Below are 21,428 nucleotides of genomic sequence, written 5' to 3' on the forward strand. Positions count from 1 at the left end.
TTCGAAGAATTTGAGTTGCGAAGATAGGGATTGATGTGGCTCTTGGTGATTTTCTTGCTACTTGATGAGAATTAAAAAGTGGGTGATGCTACTTAATTATCCGATGTAGATTTCTTTTTTCCTGCTCCTATACGAATGTTGGCTTGGAGGTATAAACTGCTATTGTGCGAGCCCGATATTGATTTGTAAACATCAAAAAGACCATAATAGTACCGAACACCAATAGACATTCCTTTTCCTTTCATCAGAGTATAGCCCGTCCCTAAAGAAAAACCCATATCGAAGCGATTCAGTTTATCCGTATTGGTTTGCTCGCTAACTGTTGAAACATCATCCATTTCTGTTTCAAACTCAACAAGTCCATTTTTGAGTAATCCGAATTGAGGTCCAAGAGTTACATAGATATGATTGTCAAACCTGTATTTCGCAAAAAGGGGAGCGACAAAATAATTCAACGTCTGACTGTATGTCCCATCTGCGCCATAGTAGTTGGCTTCGATTGCATTCAAGTCTTTTTCTGACAATTTGCTCACTCCCAAATTTGACTTCAGCAATAGGCCAGTGTAAATCCAAAGATTATTCTTGGCTCTAATGTCAAAATAAAGGCCGAGATTAAAACTGGACAGGGCCTTATTTGCTTCAAGGGCATTCATTTCAGACCAGCTAAATCCTCCTTCAAGACCGAATTCTACGTTGGGCGAGTTCAACTTATCCCCGAATAAAAGTGAAATCAAAATCTGCGATTGTGCTTGATAGCTTATCAGTGCGAGCGAGCAGACTAAAAAAAGACGTTTCATAATTGAAGTTAGATTTCCAGAAGTTTAAATATAGAGACTAGTCTTCGAAGATACAGCAGTTGATTTCGGTATCATAGTCGCTTTGTAAACAAATCCATATTGGCATCCGTTTTGATAATACATAAAAAATAAATTATGTTATTAACTGAAAGTATAGGCATAAGGTAATTAGATGAGCTGTTGTTCATAGACCTAAATGAGTGTCATGCTTTCGCAAAACGATAAAACCATGAAAGCGCTCACCATTCGAATATCGCTGCTATGTGCCGCGGTTGTTTTTCTCTCAAGTTGTGTTACTATTCGTCAAGGAACCGTAGGTGTTAAAAGGACCATCGGAAAAATTGATGAAAAGGTTATTCCTCCAGGGGCAAAAGCCTATAATCCATTTGCCACTCGCATTATCGTCGTTCCGGTTCGAACGGAAAACCTCGAAGTGAATCTAGATCTTCCATCGAAAGAAGGTGTTAATGTCAATGCAGAAATTTCTATCCTTTATCACGTCGAAAAAGAAAAAGCCACTGATGTAATCGGCAACATTGGGATGGATTATGAAAGCACGGTCATTCTTCCGGTCTTCAGGGCAGCTGCCGCTGATGTATCGGCACGTTACATGGCCAAGGATATGCACACGGGTAATCGCTACGAAATCGAAACAGAGATTAAAGAGCAAATGATGAAAATTATCGGTGATCGCGGATTTGTCATTGAAGCTGTACTCATGAAAAGTATCCAATTACCGCAGGGGTTATACGCCTCCATCGAAGACAAGCTTCAAGCCGAGCAGGAGTCGCAACGTATGGAGTGGGTGCTGCAGAAGGAGCGCCAAGAAGCTGAGCGGCGCACCATCGAAGCTGAAGGAATAAGAGATGCCAATCGCATCATTTCTGAAGGCTTGACGCCACAGATCATTCAATACAAAACCATTGAAGCCTATCGTGAACTCTCCAAGTCTCCCAATGCCAAAGTCATTATCGGTGGCGGAGATCAAATGATGCTGATGGAACCGTAGTTGAATAGAATTAGAAATGAAAATGAGCAACGTCGTTTGGCGTTGCTTTTTTACAATTAGTGATTTTAAATTTTTCGATCGAAATTTCTTGGTTACAATTAGAAGTAGTTGATTGTAGCAAAATATTCTCTTGGGAACTCTTCGAAAAATACTACTGGTTTTAGGTTCAGTATTTCTGATTTATCAGACTTGGCGTTTGATGGTGAGTCTTACCGCTATCCAAGGTCAAGAGTTCGATTGGTACCTAGACTTGATTCTCGCCTTTCTGCTCAACCTTTTTACCACCGGGATCTTTGCCTTCGTTGGATTTGGGTTTCCTACTTATCGGCTTTTGCCAAAAAAGTATTATTCCATCTCAAATCCAGCGATCATTTCTTTTTGGTTTCGCTCGCTAGGAGTTGCTGCCTTTAGAAATTTATTGATGTTTACTTTTTGGGGGACTGCGAAAAATCGTCAAAAGTATTTTGATGGTACGCGCAGTGGGATTCGGAATTTCATCTACCAAACAAAACAATCGGAATTTGGTCACTTGGCGGCTCTTATTGTGATTGGAATTCTCAGTGTCATCTTGGCTTTTGACGAATACTATCTGATGGCCACTATGGCGACAGGGATTAATCTTATTGGAAATCTCTACCCAGTGATCTTGCAGCGCCATCATCGTATGCGGTTGGGGAAGCTCGCAGAGATGAATTGAGCTTCACAAGTGAAATCACGCTGCCGACCGAGATCTTCTTGCGAACCACCAAACATAGCCGTAACAAGCAATCGGCAGTAAAAAGGCCAACTTAAAACCAAGTCCATCTGCTAATGCGCCGAAGAGCGGAGAGATCAATGCGCCTCCGAAAATAGCCGTACAAAGCACTCCCGAAATTCGCGGTTTCAAATCGCCTTGACCTTCTAGTGTGAGCGAGAATATCGTTGGGAAAATGATGCTGTTAAAAAGCCCAACCGACAAGATGGCAAACATAGAAACGAGTCCTGCGGTGCTCATGGAAATCACTACCATCAAAACGGCCATGACTGCAAAACCCGCAAGTACTTTGCTCGGTGAGAGAACATTGGTTAGCAAGCTCCCGATAAAACGCCCCAACATGGCGCCACCCCAATAAATGAATACAAAACTTCCCACTACTGCTTTTCCATCAATAGACTGCAGATTTCCACCGGAAAAAATGGAGGCTATCCAATTCATGAATTGACTTTCGCGAATTGGTTCGACCAAATTCATGTCGAGAAAGTAACTCACCAAATAGCTTCCTATAGCCACTTCCGCTCCCACGTAGAGAAAAATCCCAAGTGCTCCAAGTTGCGTTTTTCTGTTTTGCAACACCTCCTTGTAGCCACCTTGCGGATGGTCTTTAATGATTTTCGGAAGGGGAACCACGATGAAGAATAGAACCAAGAATCCGATTGCCGCGGCCAACCAAAGAAAGGGTCCTTGAACGGCACTCGCTTCTGAAATGTAATAGTCCATTTGAGCTACTTCGTCCAAGACATCAATTTCAGCTTGGGTCTTAATGGAGTCACTCAGCAAGAAGGCTGCGCCCGCGATCGGTGCGATGGTCGTTCCCACGCTATTGAATGCTTGTGCCAGATTGAGTCGGCTAGAGGCTTTTGACTCATCGCCCAAAACGGCCACATAGGGATTAGCCGCTACTTGCAGAATTGTCATTCCACCCGCAAGGGTGAAATAGGCCAGCATGAACAGCCCGAAAATCCGCTCTCCTGCAGCGGGGTAGAAGAGGAGGCAGGCTATGGCCATTGTCGAAAGACCTAGTACTACTCCTTTTTGGTAGCCAATTCGAGTTAAGATTAATCCCGCCGGAATGGACAATAAAAGGTAAGCCAAGAAGAAGGCAAACTGAACCAACCCCGCCTCGAAATAGGAGAGTTCAAAAACATCCTTCAATCGCGGGATGAGGCTATCGACTAAAACGGTAATAAACCCCCACAAGAAGAAGAGAGAGGTGATAATGGCAAAAGGAACGGTGTATTTGTTGCTTTTCACTTGAGAGCTATTTGTCAATTTTAAAAGTTTATCTTGTTAAGAGTTGGCAAATATAGACTTTAGCAATTCTGCTGTTACACCGAGCCCGCCGAGATTTTGATGATTCTCAGGCGTGTTAATTGAGAGGCCACAGAGCTCGCTAGAGCTCGAAGGAGAACCAAATAATTAAATAGGCATCCTTTAAAATGAAAAAAGATGAATTGACTTCGGCTATTATTGGAGCTGCTATTGAAGTTCATAAAACACTTGGCCCAGGTCTCCTCGAATCTGTTTATGAGAAAAGCTTAGCTCATGAATTGGTGCTAAACGGTTTTGAAGTTAAGAAACAGGTGTGGCAGCCTGTGCACTATAAAGGGATTAAGATGGATCAAGGGTATCGGCTTGATATGGTAGTAAACGAAGAAGCGATTGTTGAATTAAAGCATGTCGAAGTAATATTGGACGTTCATACTGCCCAAGTTCTAACATACCTGCAATTATCCAAGTACAAAAAAGCGTTGCTCATTAATTTTAATGTGCGACTTCTGAAGCATGGCATAAAAAGGTTTGTCAATTAATATCTCGTAATACTCTTTCGAGCTTTAGCGAGCTCTGTGCTCTCAGATTGAATAGCACATCAGTCAAAAAAATCTCGGAGAGCTCGGTGTAACCAATAGCAAAACATGTAACACCAACAAGTTAACCCAAGTAAAACTCCGACGCGATTCTATTGTTCTTCCCACCACGAAACTCCATTCTGGCGAATCCTTCATGAAGGCTGTAGCTTCCCGTTTCACCAGCTTTATTTATTGCGATGTAGCCAATTTGAAAGTCTTTAATATCCTTGGATTTTTTAACGGTCCGCATTACCGCTTCTTTGCACGCCTCGGCAGGGCTCATTCCGTTCCTCATTAGCTCAACTATTAAAAAGCTTCCGACTTGTTTCATGATTTCTTCTCCCAATCCTGTTCCTGAGGCACCGCCCACCTCATTGTCGACAAAAAGACCACTTCCAATGATAGGCGAATCGCCAACTCTGCCGGCCATCTTATATCCGAGACCCGAAGTAGTGCATGCTCCTGCAATATCTCCGTTTTTATCAAGAGTCAACATCCCGATGGTATCGTGATTTTCAATATTGATTATTGGTTTATAGTCTTTTTCTTTTAACCATTCCTTGTATTTGGCTTCGCTTTCTTCCGTCAATAAATCTTCTTTAGGGAATCCATTTTGGTATCCAAATTCTTCGGCCCCCTTTCCTGCGAGCATCACGTGCGGAGTGTCGGTCATTACTTTTCGTGCTAGGGATGCGACATGAGTAATGTTTTGCACGCATACAACACTTCCGGCATTTCCATCAGGAGCCATGACGCATGCATCTAAAGTTACTCTGCCCTCACGGTCGGGTGCTCCGCCTCTTCCAACGGTCGTGTTTTTGATATCCGCTTCCTCGACTGAAACACCTTCAATGGCAGCATCTAGCGCTGATTTTCCTTTTTCAAGTGCGTTGCCCGAAGTTTGATTTGCATCCACAAATCCCCAGGTGCAGATTGAGATAGGGCCTCCTGAATTGACCTTCGCCGGAGCTGCTTTTTGCTCGGATTCAGGGCTAACGCCACAGCTTACTACTGCGAGTCCAAGTCCTACTTGACCTGTTGATCGGATGAATTTTCTACGGTCCATTATTCAACGCTTATTTCATCAATAAATACCCAAGCGGTCCCTTCGTATTCATAGCCAATATGCCATTCAGGCAATGGGCCTACTGTTTTTGCGGTAAGTCTTACCCGTTTTATTTTCCTCTCGGAAAAATCAACTTGAATTTCTTTCACCGCAATTTCGTCAGATTGAGCGGTCGATTGAATTTCAACTGTTTTGACGGATTCCCAAGTCTTACCATCGGCTGAGACTTCCAGCGTCACCAAAGTTGGATAAAATATCCAGCTCTTCTGGTCTTGCAGGAAAGCTGTTTCGATATGACTCACTGTTTTCATATCTCCGAGATTTATCGTAGCCACGACATCCTGATTTTGATACCCCTGCCACGACCCCGTTCGAAAATCACTCGTTCCGCGAATTCCATCGATCAAGGCATCGTTGCCACCTGCGCTGTATTCATTAGCGAATTCACTGTCCAGTTCAATTGTCACATTCGGATCGATCTTAAAAAACTCCGTTTCCAAGCGAACACTTTCCTGTTCATCCTTTTTAGCGTAAACGCTGAGCTTTCCTTTTTCAGAAAGCTCAAATGGTTCTTTGTAGAGAAGGAACTCTGCTTCATTCCATTGATAGTAAATTTCTACTGTAGGGTCGATATGACCAAGCTCGACCAAAGTCGTATTTTTAAAGGCCGATTCTCCGTTTGCGATAAATGGAGGGGTGAGAATAAGGTGTTCTTTTATCTCCGTTTGAGGGATGTCGGCATCTGTCGAAGCCCAGTCGGTGGGATTTGGCGAAAGCTCAAAAACCAATGTACCGCCAGCTACAATTTCGTTGTGCTCCAGGTAACTTCTTTCCAAGGATTCTCCATTCAGGCTTGCAGACTTGATGTACTTATAGCCCTCTTCAACTCCATTGGCTACTATGGTAAATTGATTTCCGTTTTCCAGGTTGATGGTTGCTTTTTCTACGAGTGGAGAACCAATGATGTAATGATTGCTTCCTGGTGTGACGGGGTAAAAACCCAATGCCGAGAAAACATACCAAGCGCTCATTTGACCACAGTCCTCGTTTCCCGAAATACCATCGGGGGAGTTAGAGTACAGAGTGGTGAGAATTTCGTTGACTATCTCCTGAGATTTTGATGGCTTGTTTACAAAATTATACAAGTAAGCCATGTGGTGACTTGGCTCGTTGCCATGCGCGTATTGACCGATCAATCCGGTTATATCGGCTTGGTGTCTTCCGGCCGTTTCGTTTTTGGCGCTGAAGAGTTGGTCGAGATGCCCTTCGTACTTCTTCTTTCCACCCATCAATCCAAAGTGACCCGAAATATCCTGTGGCACATAGAGGCTGTACTGCCAAGCGTTGGCTTCGGTATAATTGAAGTTAACCTCATAGGGATCAAAGGGGCTAAACCATGTATTTCTAAAACGCGCCCGCATGAATCCGGTAGACGGGTCAAAGTGGTTTTTGTATGACTGTGCTCGTTCGAGGTACGTTTCGTAATCAGCCGTTTTACCCATGGCTTTTGCCACTTGGGCAATGGTCCAGTCGTCATAGGCATATTCCAATGTTTTGGAAACCGATTCGCTTTCGGATTCTACCGCTACAAAGCCATTTTTCTTGTAGCCTTCCAGTCCCAAGTGATCTCTTGTGGCGGAATGCATCATGGCCTCGAAGGCGAGTTCCTCATCGTAGCCGTTAATTCCTTTGAGGTAAGCATCGGCAATAACCGGAATGCCGTGGTAGCCGATCATGCAACCCGTGTAGCCTGCCGATAAGTCCCAAATCGGAATGATGCCACCTTCTTCGTACTTCGCCAGCATGGTATTTATGAAATCATTTGTTCGCTCTTGCTCGATGATGGTGAAGAGCGGATGTGCCGCGCGGTAGGTGTCCCAAAGTGAGAATACCGTGTAGTAATCGAAGTCCTTGGTCTCGTGAATTTCTAAATCCATTCCACGGTAACGTCCGTCGATATCTTGGTAGAGATTTGGCGCAATCATCGTATGATAGAGCGAGGTGTAAAAAGTCGTTTTTCGATCCAGGTCGCTTTCTTCAATCGCGATCTTTGAGAGTTGAGTATTCCACGCGTCTTGCGCATTTTTCCGCACTTCGTCGAAGCTCAAGCCGCCTATTTCTTCGAGCATATTCTGCTTTGCCCCTTCTTCGTCGACGGCCGAAATACCCACTTTTACAATGACTGGTTCGTTCTCAGGATTGTCAAGGACAAAGGCTCCTTTGGTTGGCTTTTGATCTGCATTGAATACTTCACTCTCGATGGGGTGTGAAAACTCGATATAGAAGAATAGACGCTGATCATTTGCCCAAGCCTGAGAATGGCGGTACCCCGAGAGGGCAGTGGGAGAGGTTTTTTCTATTTTATGATCGAGCAATTTATCGCGGTGCTCCAAATCCAAAATGATGACTTGGTTTTCTGAAGTTGGAAAATGATAGCGATGAATTCCAGCTCTGAGTGTGGTCGTTAATTCAACCTCAATGTCGGTGTCATCAAGATTCACTTTGTAATAACCCGCTTTGGCTTCTTCATTTTCATGAGAAAAGGAAGACGAATAACCCACTTCACCATCGGCGCCATTATTGAAAACAACCGCATTGGTAGGCATTAGCAGAATGTCGCCGTAATCGCTCACTCCCGTTCCGCTCAAATGGGTATGTGAAAATCCATAAATCACAGAATCGCTGTAATGGTATCCTCCACATCCGTCCCATCCGTCGAGGCGCGTATCAGGGCTGAGTTGAACCATTCCAAAGGGAAGAGTAGAACCAGGGAAAGTATGTCCGTGACCACCTGTGCCAATAAATGGATTGACAAATTGGGTGTAATTCTCCTCGATGGAAACTGGCTCGATGGGTGCTTTCGGGGATGTTTGTCCGCATGAAATCAGAATCAATAGCAGACTAAAAAGGGTAAAGTGCCTGAACATGTGAGCAAGATAGGAAAAGGGAGTTTGTACCAAAAAAGAATTCTATTTTCGAAATCCCTTTCTCATATTTGAGCTTATGATACATGGCACCCACAATGCACTTTCTGACTCTCGCAACGACTCAGTTTTAATCTTCATCAATAATGAACTTCTACCTCGTGAAGACGCCAAGATCTCTGTTTTTGATAGTGGCTATTTGGTCGGCGATGGTGTTTGGGAAGGCATCCGACTACACCACGGAGTACTCTGCTTTATTGATGATCACCTCGACCGTCTTTGGGAAGGTGCCGCATCTATAGGAATGCAGCTTCCCTTTTCGAGAGAAGAATTGGTAGAGACGATCAGAAAGACGCTTCACGCAAACAAAATGGAAGACGATGTCCACGTGCGAGTTATGGTAACGCGTGGAATCAAGAAGACTCCCTCTCAAGATCCGCGTTTGACCATTTCCGGACCTAACTTGGTGATCATAGCCGAGCACAAAAAGGCTTCCGAAGAAACGCGGGAAAAAGGAATCACTCTTTTCACCTCTACGATTCGTCGAGGTTCTCCCGACTACCTTGACCCGCGACTCAATTGCCACAGCAAGCTCCACGAAGTTCAAGCCCTTATCCAAGCTTTGGAGGCGGGAGCAGATGAAGCGCTGATGCTCGATGTCCGCGGTTTTGTTTCAACGTGCAACGCCACTAATTTCTTTATCGTAAGAAAAGGAGAAGTATGGACTTCGACCGGTCAATATTGCATGAACGGAATCACGCGAGCCAAGGTGATCGAGGTTTGTGAGCGAAACGGAATCCCTTGTCATCAGAAGGATTTTTCACTCTATGATGTCTATGGAGCTGACGAAGCTTTTGTAACGGGAACCTTTGGAGGTCTTACCCCAGTGACCAAAATTGACGGACGAACAATCGGCGAAGGAACCTATGGGCCAATGACGAAAAAGCTTCACCAACTCTATCAATCACTTATAAAAGAAGAAGTAAGCAATGGCTGATAATACTACACGAATCTGTCTCTGGTCGGGACCTCGTAATGTGTCCACCGCACTAATGTATTCTTTCGCACAGCGAAGTGATTGTCGGGTTTTTGATGAACCATTGTACGCTCATTACCTCAGTCATACTGATGCACACGAATATCACCCCAGATCAGATGAGATTCTGTCTACGATGGAAAACGACGGTGAGAAAGTGGTGGAAATGATGATGGGCTCTCATAAGAAGCCCGTGGCGTTTTTCAAGCACATGACCCATCATCTGTTCGATTTAAAGCTGGACTTTTTGAAAGACTGTGTTAATGTAATATTGACACGCGATCCTCGCGAAATGTTGGTGTCATTTGACAAGGTCATTCCCAATCCCTCCATGCAAGATGTGGGCTACGAAGCTCACTTGATGCTAATGGATCATCTCGAACGAATAGGACAGAAGGCCATCGTTTTGGATTCAAAGGAAATATTGCTTGATCCTAAAACTGCCCTGACCAAATTTTGCGATACCATTGGAATTTCTTTTCAAGATGGCATGCTTTCATGGAAAGTGGGTCCGATACCGGAAGACGGTATTTGGGCTGAGTACTGGTATGGTAATGTGCATAAGTCCACTGGATTTCGACCATACTTCGAAAAGGAGATTGATTTTCCCGAAAGGTTGGAGCCTCTTTTAGAAAAGTGTCAAAAAATCTATCAGGAATTGGTTAATAGAAATTGAAAAAGCGCAGAGATAACTCTCCACCCCTTCCTCTTCATATTAGCAGAATGGTCTGCTCTATTTCGTAAAGTGCTTAGTCGCCATTCCCTCTTCTGTTTGAATATTGATCGAGTAGAAACCCGATGCTAAATCAGAAACGTCAAAACGTGTCACTTGAGCCATTCCTTGGGTAAACTCCTTGATCACCGCACCGCGGATATCGAAGATTCTGATCGTTGCTTCTCCTGTTTGATTGTCACCCATATCGAGGTTTACAAAATCAACCGCAGGAACGGGATAAATAGAAACTCCTTTCAGGGAATTGTAATCTGAAGTAAGCAATGGCACTCCTGAAAGGTATCGCGCGTTTCCACCATCAGAAATTCCGTCAGTAGATTGTTGAAAGGTCAAGAAAATCGGAACGGGATATCCGTCGATCACCCAGCCGTAGCTATCAAGAATCGTTTCGGAAACAATGGGCTCTCCTATACCTACGTCGAATGTAAGTTCGGTGGTCTCCACTGTGTGGATGCGAAGCACATTTTGATAAGTGGCATCGGGAGTAATTAAAGTACCATAGCCATCTACCTCCAACTGGTATTCAGAAACTCCTTCGGTTTCAAAACCGAAAGATTCAGTCGTAAACTCTGCTAAGTCAGTATAGGAATCCCCAAATGTCATTGGAGTGGATAGGTCTCGTCTCGGGTTTGAATAAACTTGTGAAACAAAGCCAATGACCTCCAGACCAGCCGTGTATACCCCATCAGATTCAAAATTATAAAAGATATAAGTGTTACCTCCTGCTGCTTCAGCAATTCCAACAAGGTCTGAATTGGGATAGGCCAATGCGAAAGGAGTATTTTCCGGTAAATCAAAAGTGGTCATTTGTACTTCAGGAAAGCTTCCTGACGAAAAGTCCCATACTTGGTTTTCACCATCAGGTCCGGGTTCTACTGCATCACCGACATTAAAAGTCGGTTCAGACTCCAATAGGTCATTGGAAAACGGAAAGGTTAGGGTAGGTTGAGCCAAAAGCCCGTTGGCGGCTATGAGCCACACAAAAAGTAACATTCTTTTCATGATGATTTGTTTTGGTTAACGATTTAATTTGAGTGATGCTGGAAAGTCAAAACACTTTAAAACAGTTGATTCTTTCTGATGTGCTAGAGACTTTCAACGACTCTACATTCTCAAATATACCGCCAATAGTCAAAAAGTCAATTTGAAAAATGACGAATGTCATTCTGATTTGATTTTATGATCGCTAACTTCATATTAAACTTTTAAAACCCTCTACATGAAAACTACTATGATTTCAGTTTTATTCGTTGTGCTCCTCGGGGCCTTTTTTTCCTGTGAGCCATCTCAATCTCCCGTTCAGGAAGAATATTCATATTGGCTAGCGAAACATGATAGCAGTCATCACTATCATGAGCTTGTGTATAAACGGCATGAAGTCATGCTGGCCAATCACGAAGAGTTGATGGAGTTTTTAAATTCTCAGGAAAAACCCGATACTGCATTGATGAACGATGCGGCAAGACATACTCAGTTTTACAAAGAGCATGAGAACATCATGAAGAACCACTCGGTCATCATGAGAGAGCATGTGGCTTTTAAGAAACGATACGACGGAGGTAAGATTTCCGATGATGAGCTTAGAGCCAAACTAGACTCCATGAAGCACGATCATCAACACATGGATATTGATCATGAATATGTCATGGAAATGACCACGCAAATCAGGAAGGAGCACAATGATATGCGCCGCAGATTGAATGAAAGCTTGGATAAAAAATAGACAGATAGCTGAGCAAACAATCGCGCAGCTTCAGCTTATTATTCATTAATTCGCCATCCGCCACCTAGCGCTCGGTAAAGCTGAGCATAGGAGGAGAGTAGCTGCTGCTTGGTACCTGCAAAATTGAGTTGAGCCTCAAATTTTTGACGCTGCGACTCAAGGTATTCAAGGTAGCTTGTCACTCCTTCCGAATATCTGGCTTCGGAGAGTCTCTGGGCATTCGTGGCGGCAGTTACGTGTGCCTCTCTCGCTATAAGCTCATCTTTCAACGTTTCGATGCCAATCAAAACGTCTTCTACTTCTTGGTATGCTTCGAGAACAGTTCGCTCATATGCTAATTGTGCTTGGTCTCTTTTACTCTTTTCGATTTCGGCCACTCGCTTAAGCCTGTTGAAATAAAATAGCGGACCTAGCAGTGAAGCTCCAACGTTCCAAACCGGTGCATTGGTTCCTAATCCGTCTATCTCATTACTAGCCACTCCAATTAATCCGGTAAGACTGATACTGGGTAGTCGGTTTGCTTGAGCTGCACCTACGAGGGCATTTTGTGCAACGAGGGCTTGTTCGGCCACCAGTACATCGGGTCTTCTCGACAATATGTCCAAAGGAAGTCCTTCGGGCATGTCAGCATTAAACTCTTGCTGAGTCAAAGGTTTTCCAACTTCAATAGATCTTGGGTTTTGCCCTGTCAACACGCTAAGCTGGTGCTCCGTTTGAGCTATTGCTCTTCGCCAAACAGGAACTTGCGTCTGCGCTATAGCTAGTTGTATTTCAGCTTGATTGACATCAATTTCAGGTATGATACCCTTATCAAAACGCAATTCAATGATGCCGAGCATACTATCTCGCAATGCCACGGTTTGCTGCGAAATTTCGAGCCTGGCTTCGTATTCGAGTAAGAGGAAATAAAGATCTGCCACAGTAGAGGTAAGGCTAATCTGTGCCGCTCTATACCCTTCTACGGTACCCATCAAATCTGCTCTGGCAGCTTCATTCAGTCGTCTAAATTTACCCCAAAAGTCGAGTTCCCAATCTACCGTTCCGAAACCAGTGAATAGATTTTGAGGCTCGCTCAGCACGATTTGCTGAAAGTTTCCTCGAGAAGCTCCGACTTGATAACTGAACTCGGGAAGCATCTCCGTTTTTTGGTTGGAAAGAGCCAATTGAGCTTGTACAATGTTTTCTCCAGCTATCGCCAAATCTTGATTATAGGTCAAGGCCTTTACTACAAGCGAATCGAGAACAGGATCATCGAAAATGGCAAACCAATCATAATCGATGGTGGTGTCCGGTTCGAGGCTATCGGTATTTACCAAGAACTCTTCCGGAATGTCGTTTGCTTCTGCAAATCGGTATCCATCAGGAATTTCTAGTTCCGCGCCTTGGTAGTTTTTTCCCATTTTGCAGGAAGCAACTGCAAGAACTAAGAATATCAAAACGAATTTTCTCATGATGCTCCTCCTTCTTTAATTAGTTCGGCGTCGCGATTTTGTTCGTACTTAGCTACTTTTCCAACCAGAACGAAAAGCATGGGGTAGAAGACAATTCCCAGTGCTGTGGCAATGCCCATGCCTCCTAGCAGTGCCACACCCATTACTTTCCTGGCTTCAGCCCCAGACCCTGAAGCTAACAGCAGAGGCAGAATTCCTAAAATGAAAGAGAATACCGTCATTAAGATGGGCCTGAACCGAAGTTTTGCTGCTGCCACTGCAGCCTCAATTAAAGAGAGGCCTTCGTCAAATTTCATTTTGGCAAACTCTACGATCAAAATGGCATTTTTGGCGGCCATTGCTATAAGCATCACCAGTGAGATCTGTGCGAAGATGTTTGTAAGGTAGCTTTCGCTGAAAAGCCGGAAGAACCACAAAAACAAGAATGCCCCGAATAATGCGAAGGGCGTTCCCAATAGGATGGCGAAAGGCATGGACCAACTTTCGTATTGTGCTGCAAGAATCAGGAATACGAAAAGCAGCGAGAAGGCAAATACAATTCCTGCCTGTCCGGAGGATTTTTTCTCTTGGAAGCTCATTGCGTTCCAAGAGTAAGTCATGTCATCAGGGAGCGTTTCGGCAGCGACTTCTTCCAGTGCATCTAGTGCTTGAGCGCTACTAAATCCTTGTGCAGGTGACCCTGTAATTTCGGTGCTTCGCAATAGGTTGAACCGATTGGTGTAATCGGGACCCGACGTATTTTTTACCGTCACGAAAGTAGAAACGGGTACTGACTCTCCTTCTTTATTTTTCACATAGAAGAGTTCGAGTCCGTGTTCGTTTTGCCTATACTCGGGTTCGGCTTGCACATACGCTTTGTAGAGTCTACCGAACCGATTAAAATCATTGACATAAGCACCGCCCAAAAACGCGGCAAATGTGCTGTATACATCGCCAATGGCTACCCCGGATTTCAAAATCTTGTCGGTGTTGACTTCCATCGAGCGCTGCGGGACAGTGGCTTGGAAGGTGGTAAACGCCGAGGCTATCTCCGGCCTTTTTTGAGCTTCAGCAATAAACTTGTAAGTGTTTTGTGCCAAATAAACCGGATCATTACCCCCACGATCTTGCAGTATCAAACTGAAACCAGAGCCATTTCCTAGTCCCGGAATGGCAGGCGGGCCGAAAGCCATTGCCTGAGCTTCATTTATATTTTGAGAAAGCATCACATTGACTTCCCGCATCACTTCTGCTACTGTTTTCTCTCGAAGATCCCAATTGGTCAATTTCACGAACATAAAGCTGGTGTTTGGGATCATTGCACCTGCCAAGAGGCTGAATCCTGCGACGGTAGTTACATATTCTACATCCTCGCGTTCCATGAGCAGATTTTCAATCCTTTCTGAAACGGCGTCACTTCGCTGAAGAGAAGATGCATTGGGCAGCTGAATGTTGACATAAAAATAGCCCTGATCCTCTTCCGGTAAGAAGCCTCCAGGGACGAGTGAGCCGAAAACACCCGCTGCAATTCCCGCAATAACCACGTAAACTATTCCGCGTTTAAACTTACCGGTAACGACTCGCGCTGTGGCTGAATATGATTCCGTTGTTTTATCAAAACCTCGGTTGAACGAATTGAAAAATCGTTGCAAAGGGCCTGGCTTTTTCTCTTCGGATTCTTTGCTCTTAGGTTTGAGGATAAGCGAACAGAGGGCCGGTGATAAACTCAGTGCATTGATGGATGAAAAAACAACCGATACTGCGATGGTGATGGCAAATTGTTGGTAGAGTTTACCCGTAATTCCCGCCATTGCGGCAACAGGCACAAATACTGCAATCATCACAAGGGTGGTGGCTATAATAGGGGCTGTCACTTCGCGCATGGCAGCAGAAGTAGCCTGCTTGGCAGACATTCCTTTGTCCATATTCACTTGCACAGCCTCCACCACCACAATGGCATCATCTACCACGATTCCGATGGCCAATACCAAACCGAGAAGAGAAAGTGTATTGATGGTAAATCCCAATAGGGGGAAGAACATAAAGGCCGCGACCAACGAAACGGGGATAGCCAATGTTGGGATAAGTGTGGCGCGCCAGTCTTGAATAAAGATGAACACTACCAACACAACCAGAATAAGCGCGATAATAAGCGTTTCAATGATTTCGTCTATCCCTGCGGTGATGGGTTCTGTCGCATCCAGAGAAACGGTGTAGCCGATACCTTCCGGGAAATTTTCAGCCATCTTATCCATGGCAGCTATTACATCTTCTGCTAAGACTACCGCATTAGAACCGGGAGCTTGGTAGATCGACAAGAGGGCACATTGTTCACCATTCAAACGAGTAAAAGCATTGTAGCTCTCTACTCCGAGTTCGACGCGAGCAATATCTCCGATTCTAACCTGACTTCCATCAGCGGCAGATCGAATAACTATCTCTTCAAATTCTTTCTCCGTAACTAATCTGTCCGGCAGGCGAACGGTGTAAGTGAATTCGGTTCCTTTTGGTGCCGGTTCTGCTCCGAATTTTCCACCGGGAGAGATCACATTTTGCTCTTGGATAGCGGTGGTTATTTCGGGAATGGTGATACCCAATTTGGCTAATCTATCAGGTTTGACCCATATTCTCATAGAGTAATCACTCGCTCCGAGTACATCCACACGGCCAATTCCCTTGATCCTCGCCAACTCATCTTTCACGTTGATAATGGCGTAATTACCCAAGGTGCTTTGATCATAGCGCCCGTCCGGAGATGTCATAGAAATGAGCATGAGAATGTTGGGCATTGACTTTTGGGTCTTAACACCGATTCTTTTAACTTCTTCAGGGAGTTTTGGAGTAGCCGCCGATGACCTTGTTTGAGTAAAAACCGTGTTCATATCAGGGTCAGTACCCAAATCGAAAGTCACATCCAAAGACATTGTACCGTCATTGGCATTGGTCGACTTCATGTAGAGCATATTCTCTACGCCGTTGATTTCTTGCTCCAAAGGTGAGGCGACAGATTGCTCCACACTTACGGCATTCGCTCCTGTAAAAGAGGTGCTCACTCGCACAACGGGTGGTGTAATGTTCGGATACTGCTCGATCGGTAACCCCAAAATCGATACGCCACCGATGATGATCATAAAGAGAGCAATGACTATGGCGACTATTGGCCTACGGACAAAAAAGATGTCGTTCTTATCTTCCATCTAGTTTGCGCTTCTCAACTCGGTATACTGCGATTCAAACTCAATGACTTCCACATTTACTTTTTGGCCATCCTTGGTTTTTTGAATTCCCTCAAAAACAATGGATTCCCCTTTGGTTAAGCCCTTCGAAATGATGTAGTAATCTTTGTACTTACCGAGAATATCAATCGGTTTTTGAGTAACGGTGCTGCTATCTGTTACCACCATTACGCTAAACCTGCCTTGAAATTCGGAAACCGCTCTTTGTGGAACGAGCATGCCATTATCCAGCTCGTTTATCACAGCACGAACTCTGGCAAATTGACCAGGTCGTATAAGCCCGTCTGGATTTGGAAACGATGCTTGAATCAATAGAGCACCAGTGTTGGAATCTACTTCTCGATTTATAAAATCTACTTTCCCCGAATGTGCGAAAACACTTCCATCGGACAGGATGAGTTTGAGTCCAAAAACTTCACGCTCATGACCATTCGAAATATCTTCTCTTATTTCCTTGGCCAATTGCAAGTAGTCATTTTCCGTGATGAAGAATTCTACCCTTACTGAATCAATTCTTGAAACCGTATTCAGCAATACGGGGTTTGGGCTGCGACCAACGAACTCACCAACTTTTGCTTGTGTTTTTCCAATAAGCCCGTTGATAGGCGACTTGATTTGAGTGTAGCTAAGCTGGATTTCTTGCATTTCTACATTGGCTGCAGCAGCGTTGACCATTTCTTCAGAAGCATCCCTTTCGGCTATAGACGCATCGCGATCACGCTCACTAACTGCTTTCATATCAGCAAGTGGTTCAACGCGATCCAAATCATTTGAGGCGCGAACTTGACCAACTTTTGCCTCTGCCAATTGACTTTGAGCGGCAGTCAGCAATGCTTGAAATGGCTGAGGATCGATCGAATAGAGGAGTTGATCTTTAGTGACTTTCATTCCTTCTCTAAAATGAATCCCTTCTAAAAAACCTTCCACTCTGGCCCGAATGGGAATATCGATAATTCCGTATACCTGACCGACAAAATCTTTTTCAATTCTGACAGTGTCTTCTATAACTTTTACTACTTGCACGGTCGGAGGAGGCGGAGCCTGAACTTGTTCTTCTTTGCACGAAAAAAGAACGATTAGGCAAACAATGCCTGAGATAAGCTTCTTCATCACTGATTGGGTTAGCTGACAAAAATAGGATATTATTTGGTGGAGATACAGACTCGAAAATCTTCAAAAAAGTGCGACTTCGGATATTTACAAACTCCTCGTTTTCATCTCCGATTCAAGCAAGCTAAGCACAGAATCAAGGTGTTCTGAAGTTTTTGTCAATTGAGCTATTTGAATGGAGTACAATTTCTTTTGAACGATAACCGTATTCGCATATTCAGAATTGTGAATGAGCTCTTGGTAGTTTTTCGGATCATAGAAGTCCATGGAAAATTCATCGAAATCAGGGATCTTGAATTCCACTCTTTGTTTGATTATAAACAATCTGTTAGACTGCGGGCTAAGATGGTTATCAATGTGATTTGAGAGCATTTCTTGCCGTTTCTGAATGTCGCGAAAATCACCTTCGTAGAGCTGGGCGATGCGGTTCCGCAGCTCACTATTTTGGATGAGTGAACCGAGTGATCCGCTCAATTGTGAATAACCCGAAGTGGCCATAGTGAAGAAAAACCTGCGGTGCAAGAGGGAAGTGTGAAATGCAACACCTCTGATTTCTTCTTGTGTGCGGAAGCCTTCCAGCAATGAGTCTGCCGAAGCCTTGATAATCTCCATTTTGGAGCGCATCGATTTTATTTCAGCCGAATTTGATTGCAAGTCGGCTTTAATTTGTTGGAGCAATTGAACTTCCTGTTTTCTATCCAGCTTATTTTGATTCCAATTATTCACCTGTAGGGCAAGCAGGATTCCGACCATCACCAAAAAAATCTCTCCAACAGCATAGAGGATATACTTCTTCACTTTCTCCTGTTTTATCAATTTAGCTCGTGTCCTTCTAAATAAACTCAACATATTCTAAAGGATTCAAACGCCAAAATAGTGATAAATTCTTCCAGCGGTACAGGGGGGCTAGTCTCGATTCAAATCGGGATAGTACTCAGAGTTGCCAATTATTTTTTCCTTTTCGGGAGCCGAAATGACTTGACAATGGCTGATCAATATCTTGGAGAACTTCCAACCCGGGTCGATGTCGGAATCTCCTTCATAGAACTCGTATTGCACATTGAACTTGCCTTTGAAATGAAAGTCGGTGACGGGTTGATTGACGGTCAACTCGGCTTCTGTTTCTATTTCGTAGAGATTGCCCGACAGTTCTGAGTCACCCACTTGGAATGATTTTATTTCTTGTAGAGAAGCTATGTCCAGCTTGTGCACGGTTTCATAGCATGGAATCAAAACACCATTGAAGTTGTAGTCCACAAAGGTGGATTGGAGTTCTTTGAAAGTGGGATTTGGCAGGGCCTTTCGCAGCGAATCGCGCAAGATGGTTTTTTGTTCCTTGGTCATTCTTGCAAAGTCATCACCACTGCCCTTACGCGATTGCACGTCGTTGACCAAGGCGACAATTCCGATGGCGATTAAGAATCCGACCAAACCAATAATGGAGTAGTACAGACCCTTGGTGAATACTTTTCTGAAGGGCGTTCTCTTTGGTGTTGTGATTTGTGCAATCAGAAGAGACACGAGAAAGATGATGACTAATCCGACGTAGATGAAAATGCGCATGTAGTTTACTGTTTCCCGAAAGGTACGATGAAATTATCGCTCAGCTATTTTCATGAACTTTTGTCTGCTTTGCAAATTGCCCGCAACCAGATTAAGCAGATACATCCCATCCGATAAATCATTTACTTCCAGGAGAAAAATGTTGTTGGCAGAGGTAATTTGCGATTTCACAAGCCTACCCGATAAATCGTAAATCTCAATTCGATCCACTTCCACATCCTGCTCCCAAGAAATGGTGATGTTTTGATCGGCGGGGTTTGGGAATAGCCGTGTTTCAAATGCTGATTCAGTCGACACGCTTAATGGATTTCCAAATTCCGTCACCACCGTATTCGTCATAATGGGTTCATTGAAATCAAAATAGATGTAAGCAGTATTTTCAATGGTTTCTCCTTCGCTGAAGGTCGGTAGCGGATCGATCTCATAGCGCACGTGTCCGATACTTCCGTCAAAGTCGGTAGTGCTATCGGGCAAGAAGATTTGGTCAAATTCGAAGTAGAGCACGTTTCCTTCACGGGACAACTCCATGTTATGCGAAGTGGAGATAATTTGAAGTGAATTAATGTCGAGATCGGAATCGATGGTATCGGCGATCACCACTCGCTCGGCGTAAAAAGTTCCCGTGTTTTGGAATCGAATGGTGTACTTCAAAGGAGCGCCAACTTCGAGGAATTCATCTCCGATGGTTGTCGCACTCACTTGCTTGTCGTTGGGGTCGATTGAGCCGACTACTTCCGTTACTGAGGTGAAAGTATTGTTCAGTTCATTTGGATCATCCGCTGAAACATTGGTAGAAATGGTTGCTTCAAGCATCGTTCCGAGACTCACCGTATCGTCGAGTAGAATGGTCAGATTGAATTCAAATGGTAGAAAAGGACAAGCTTGATCGACCTCTATTGAAGCCGAATTGTCGGTTATAATTAGGTCGGGATTAGGAGAGCTTACAATTTCCACATAATCGGGAAATGTGATTTCGACACTGATATCATCTTCGCAGATGGTTCCCACATTGCTGACTTGAGCGAGATAAGTAGCCTCAAACCCAGGTCGATTAGGTTCTAGCGAGATGAGATCGACTGCTACATCTGAGACCAATTCTGTTGCTATAATTGGAATTAAATATTCCTCAAATTGATCTCCTTGTTCTAAAGTTATACTCACGGGATCGCTAGTAAAATAATTTGGTACGTTTTGTATCTCTAGCGCACCACTACCCGTTTCGCCGCATTCTGCGAAATCCCCATTAACTGCTCCGAAAAGTTCATTTCCATCTATTGAATTCAATATACTCGGAAATGGAAAGGCAACTTCACCCTCATCCAATAGACCGTTTGAGTTAAAATCATAATAGGTGTGACCTCGATAGTTTGGGCTACATGTAAGGGAAAGGCATACTCCGTACAGGACCCCATCGTCGTTTTCCGTATTGTCGGTAACTCTCAAAATCCAATCGCCCTGAGCAGGTAGCCCATTGAAAGTTGATAATGGTTCAGCCGGAAGATAGCGACCTCTTGGTCCCATAAAATTATCGAAGTCTTGGGGAGACTCTATTCCGAGATCACTGAACAATACACTGAAGTCCTTATTTCCTTCTTCATTCCCATCAAAATCCAAAAGCGAAATAGTCAAACCTGATGGGTGCTCAAGCTCGATAGATAAGTCGGTGCGGTTATCGTGTCCGATATCAACAAAAATCTCAAAAGATTCAACCAACTCGCCGTCACCGGGATAGGTGAGAATGGTCTCGGCTACGTTTTCCGGTTGTTCTGAGAATTTCGCGAATGGCATAACCAAGTTTTCACACTCGAAATCATTACCGCCCAATAATGAATGACTGCTCATATAAAATTCTGCTGTACCGGTGTCTTCTTGACCACAGTCGCGCACCAAGAGGCATTTGAAATAGTAGGTTTCCTCATCATTGTAGTAAAGAGCTGTGAGGTACATCACCACGTAATTAACACCTACTGTTTCCGCCTCTACTTGGTACGAAACCGAACCGCCTTCGGCCGGTCCATAATCCATTTCCACGGTTAGTGTGTAAGAGCCTGCCTCCGGGGCATAAAACGTGATTCCGTAAGTCCATTCCCATTCAGGTAATACTACCCAATCGATTATTTCAGGGGGCTCGCATTGAGATTTAACTGTAGTGCTCGATAAGGCAATTAATAGAATGAGAATTATCTGTTTCATG

At 44.1% G+C, this 21,428-nt stretch carries 17 protein-coding genes; 6 read left to right on the top strand and 11 right to left on the bottom strand.

All coding sequences use genetic code 11. The features are described from left to right. Positions 1 to 92: 92 nt before the first annotated feature. Entirely contained in the window at positions 93 to 797 is a 705-nt protein-coding gene (locus O3Q51_17490; GenBank protein ID MCZ4410613.1) for a porin family protein, read from the bottom strand. A 229-nt stretch (positions 798 to 1,026) separates the two neighbouring features. Between O3Q51_17490 and O3Q51_17495 the strand changes: the two genes are divergently transcribed. Then, entirely contained in the window at positions 1,027 to 1,806 is a 780-nt protein-coding gene (locus O3Q51_17495) for a prohibitin family protein (GenBank protein ID MCZ4410614.1), read from the top strand. Positions 1,807 to 1,936: 130 nt separating this feature from the next. Beyond that, the gene (locus O3Q51_17500) at positions 1,937 to 2,503 is read left to right on the top strand and encodes a hypothetical protein (protein MCZ4410615.1); all 567 of its coding nucleotides are present in this window, start codon (positions 1,937 to 1,939) and stop codon (positions 2,501 to 2,503) included. A 15-nt stretch (positions 2,504 to 2,518) separates the two neighbouring features. Here O3Q51_17500 and O3Q51_17505 read toward each other — a convergent pair whose 3' ends face one another. Beyond that, positions 2,519 to 3,817 (bottom strand): sugar MFS transporter, encoded by a 1,299-nt coding sequence (locus tag O3Q51_17505; GenBank protein ID MCZ4410616.1) that lies wholly within the window; start codon positions 3,815 to 3,817, stop codon positions 2,519 to 2,521. 185 nt (positions 3,818 to 4,002) lie between these two features. On the opposite strand from O3Q51_17505, the gene O3Q51_17510 reads away from it, so the two are divergent. After that, positions 4,003 to 4,374, top strand: a complete 372-nt coding sequence (locus tag O3Q51_17510) for a GxxExxY protein (protein ID MCZ4410617.1) — start codon at positions 4,003 to 4,005, stop codon at positions 4,372 to 4,374. 121 nt (positions 4,375 to 4,495) lie between these two features. Here O3Q51_17510 and O3Q51_17515 read toward each other — a convergent pair whose 3' ends face one another. Both O3Q51_17515 and O3Q51_17520 read right to left on the bottom strand, forming a co-directional pair. Next, positions 4,496 to 5,479 carry a N(4)-(beta-N-acetylglucosaminyl)-L-asparaginase gene (locus O3Q51_17515; protein MCZ4410618.1) on the bottom strand — a complete coding sequence of 328 codons (984 nt, stop codon included), beginning with the start codon at positions 5,477 to 5,479 and terminating at the stop codon, positions 4,496 to 4,498. Continuing rightward, positions 5,479 to 8,406, bottom strand: a complete 2,928-nt coding sequence (locus O3Q51_17520; GenBank protein MCZ4410619.1) for a GH92 family glycosyl hydrolase — start codon at positions 8,404 to 8,406, stop codon at positions 5,479 to 5,481. The genes O3Q51_17515 and O3Q51_17520 overlap by 1 nt, the downstream gene beginning before the upstream one ends. Positions 8,407 to 8,482: 76 nt before the next feature. Here O3Q51_17520 and O3Q51_17525 point away from each other — a divergent pair, with 76 nt between their 5' ends. After that, positions 8,483 to 9,400: an aminotransferase class IV gene (locus O3Q51_17525; protein ID MCZ4410620.1), complete on the top strand. Its 918-nt coding sequence runs from the start codon at positions 8,483 to 8,485 to the stop codon at positions 9,398 to 9,400. Then, positions 9,393 to 10,115: a sulfotransferase family protein gene (locus O3Q51_17530; protein ID MCZ4410621.1), complete on the top strand. Its 723-nt coding sequence runs from the start codon at positions 9,393 to 9,395 to the stop codon at positions 10,113 to 10,115. The genes O3Q51_17525 and O3Q51_17530 overlap by 8 nt, the downstream gene beginning before the upstream one ends. Before the next feature lie 57 nt (positions 10,116 to 10,172). Here O3Q51_17530 and O3Q51_17535 read toward each other — a convergent pair whose 3' ends face one another. Then, the gene (locus tag O3Q51_17535; protein MCZ4410622.1) at positions 10,173 to 11,174 is read right to left on the bottom strand and encodes a T9SS type A sorting domain-containing protein; all 1,002 of its coding nucleotides are present in this window, start codon (positions 11,172 to 11,174) and stop codon (positions 10,173 to 10,175) included. Positions 11,175 to 11,391: 217 nt separating this feature from the next. On the opposite strand from O3Q51_17535, the gene O3Q51_17540 reads away from it, so the two are divergent. Continuing rightward, entirely contained in the window at positions 11,392 to 11,895 is a 504-nt protein-coding gene (locus O3Q51_17540; protein ID MCZ4410623.1) for a hypothetical protein, read from the top strand. Between the two features lie 38 nt (positions 11,896 to 11,933). Here the strand turns inward: O3Q51_17540 and O3Q51_17545 are convergent, their stop codons facing one another. The 6 genes from O3Q51_17545 to O3Q51_17570 all read right to left on the bottom strand — a co-directional run bounded on the left by O3Q51_17545 (position 11,934) and on the right by O3Q51_17570 (position 21,427). Continuing rightward, a complete protein-coding gene (locus tag O3Q51_17545; protein ID MCZ4410624.1) occupies positions 11,934 to 13,346 on the bottom strand; it encodes an efflux transporter outer membrane subunit in 1,413 nt (470 codons plus the stop codon). Further along, the gene (locus O3Q51_17550) at positions 13,343 to 16,522 is read right to left on the bottom strand and encodes an efflux RND transporter permease subunit (GenBank protein MCZ4410625.1); all 3,180 of its coding nucleotides are present in this window, start codon (positions 16,520 to 16,522) and stop codon (positions 13,343 to 13,345) included. Before O3Q51_17550 ends, O3Q51_17545 begins: the two co-directional genes overlap by 4 nt. Then, complete coding sequence (locus tag O3Q51_17555) at positions 16,523 to 17,671, bottom strand: efflux RND transporter periplasmic adaptor subunit (protein MCZ4410626.1); 1,149 nt, start codon at positions 17,669 to 17,671, stop codon at positions 16,523 to 16,525. A gap of 87 nt (positions 17,672 to 17,758) precedes the next feature. Beyond that, positions 17,759 to 18,469 carry a DUF6090 family protein gene (locus O3Q51_17560; protein ID MCZ4410627.1) on the bottom strand — a complete coding sequence of 237 codons (711 nt, stop codon included), beginning with the start codon at positions 18,467 to 18,469 and terminating at the stop codon, positions 17,759 to 17,761. A 108-nt stretch (positions 18,470 to 18,577) separates the two neighbouring features. Then, entirely contained in the window at positions 18,578 to 19,234 is a 657-nt protein-coding gene (locus O3Q51_17565; protein MCZ4410628.1) for a hypothetical protein, read from the bottom strand. A 33-nt stretch (positions 19,235 to 19,267) separates the two neighbouring features. Then, entirely contained in the window at positions 19,268 to 21,427 is a 2,160-nt protein-coding gene (locus tag O3Q51_17570) for a T9SS type A sorting domain-containing protein (GenBank protein MCZ4410629.1), read from the bottom strand. Between the last annotated feature and the right edge of the window lies 1 nt (position 21,428).

This window comes from Cryomorphaceae bacterium 1068, assembly GCA_027214385.1.
In the GTDB taxonomy this organism is placed as follows: Bacteria; Bacteroidota; Bacteroidia; order Flavobacteriales_D; family Cryomorphaceae; genus JAKVAV01.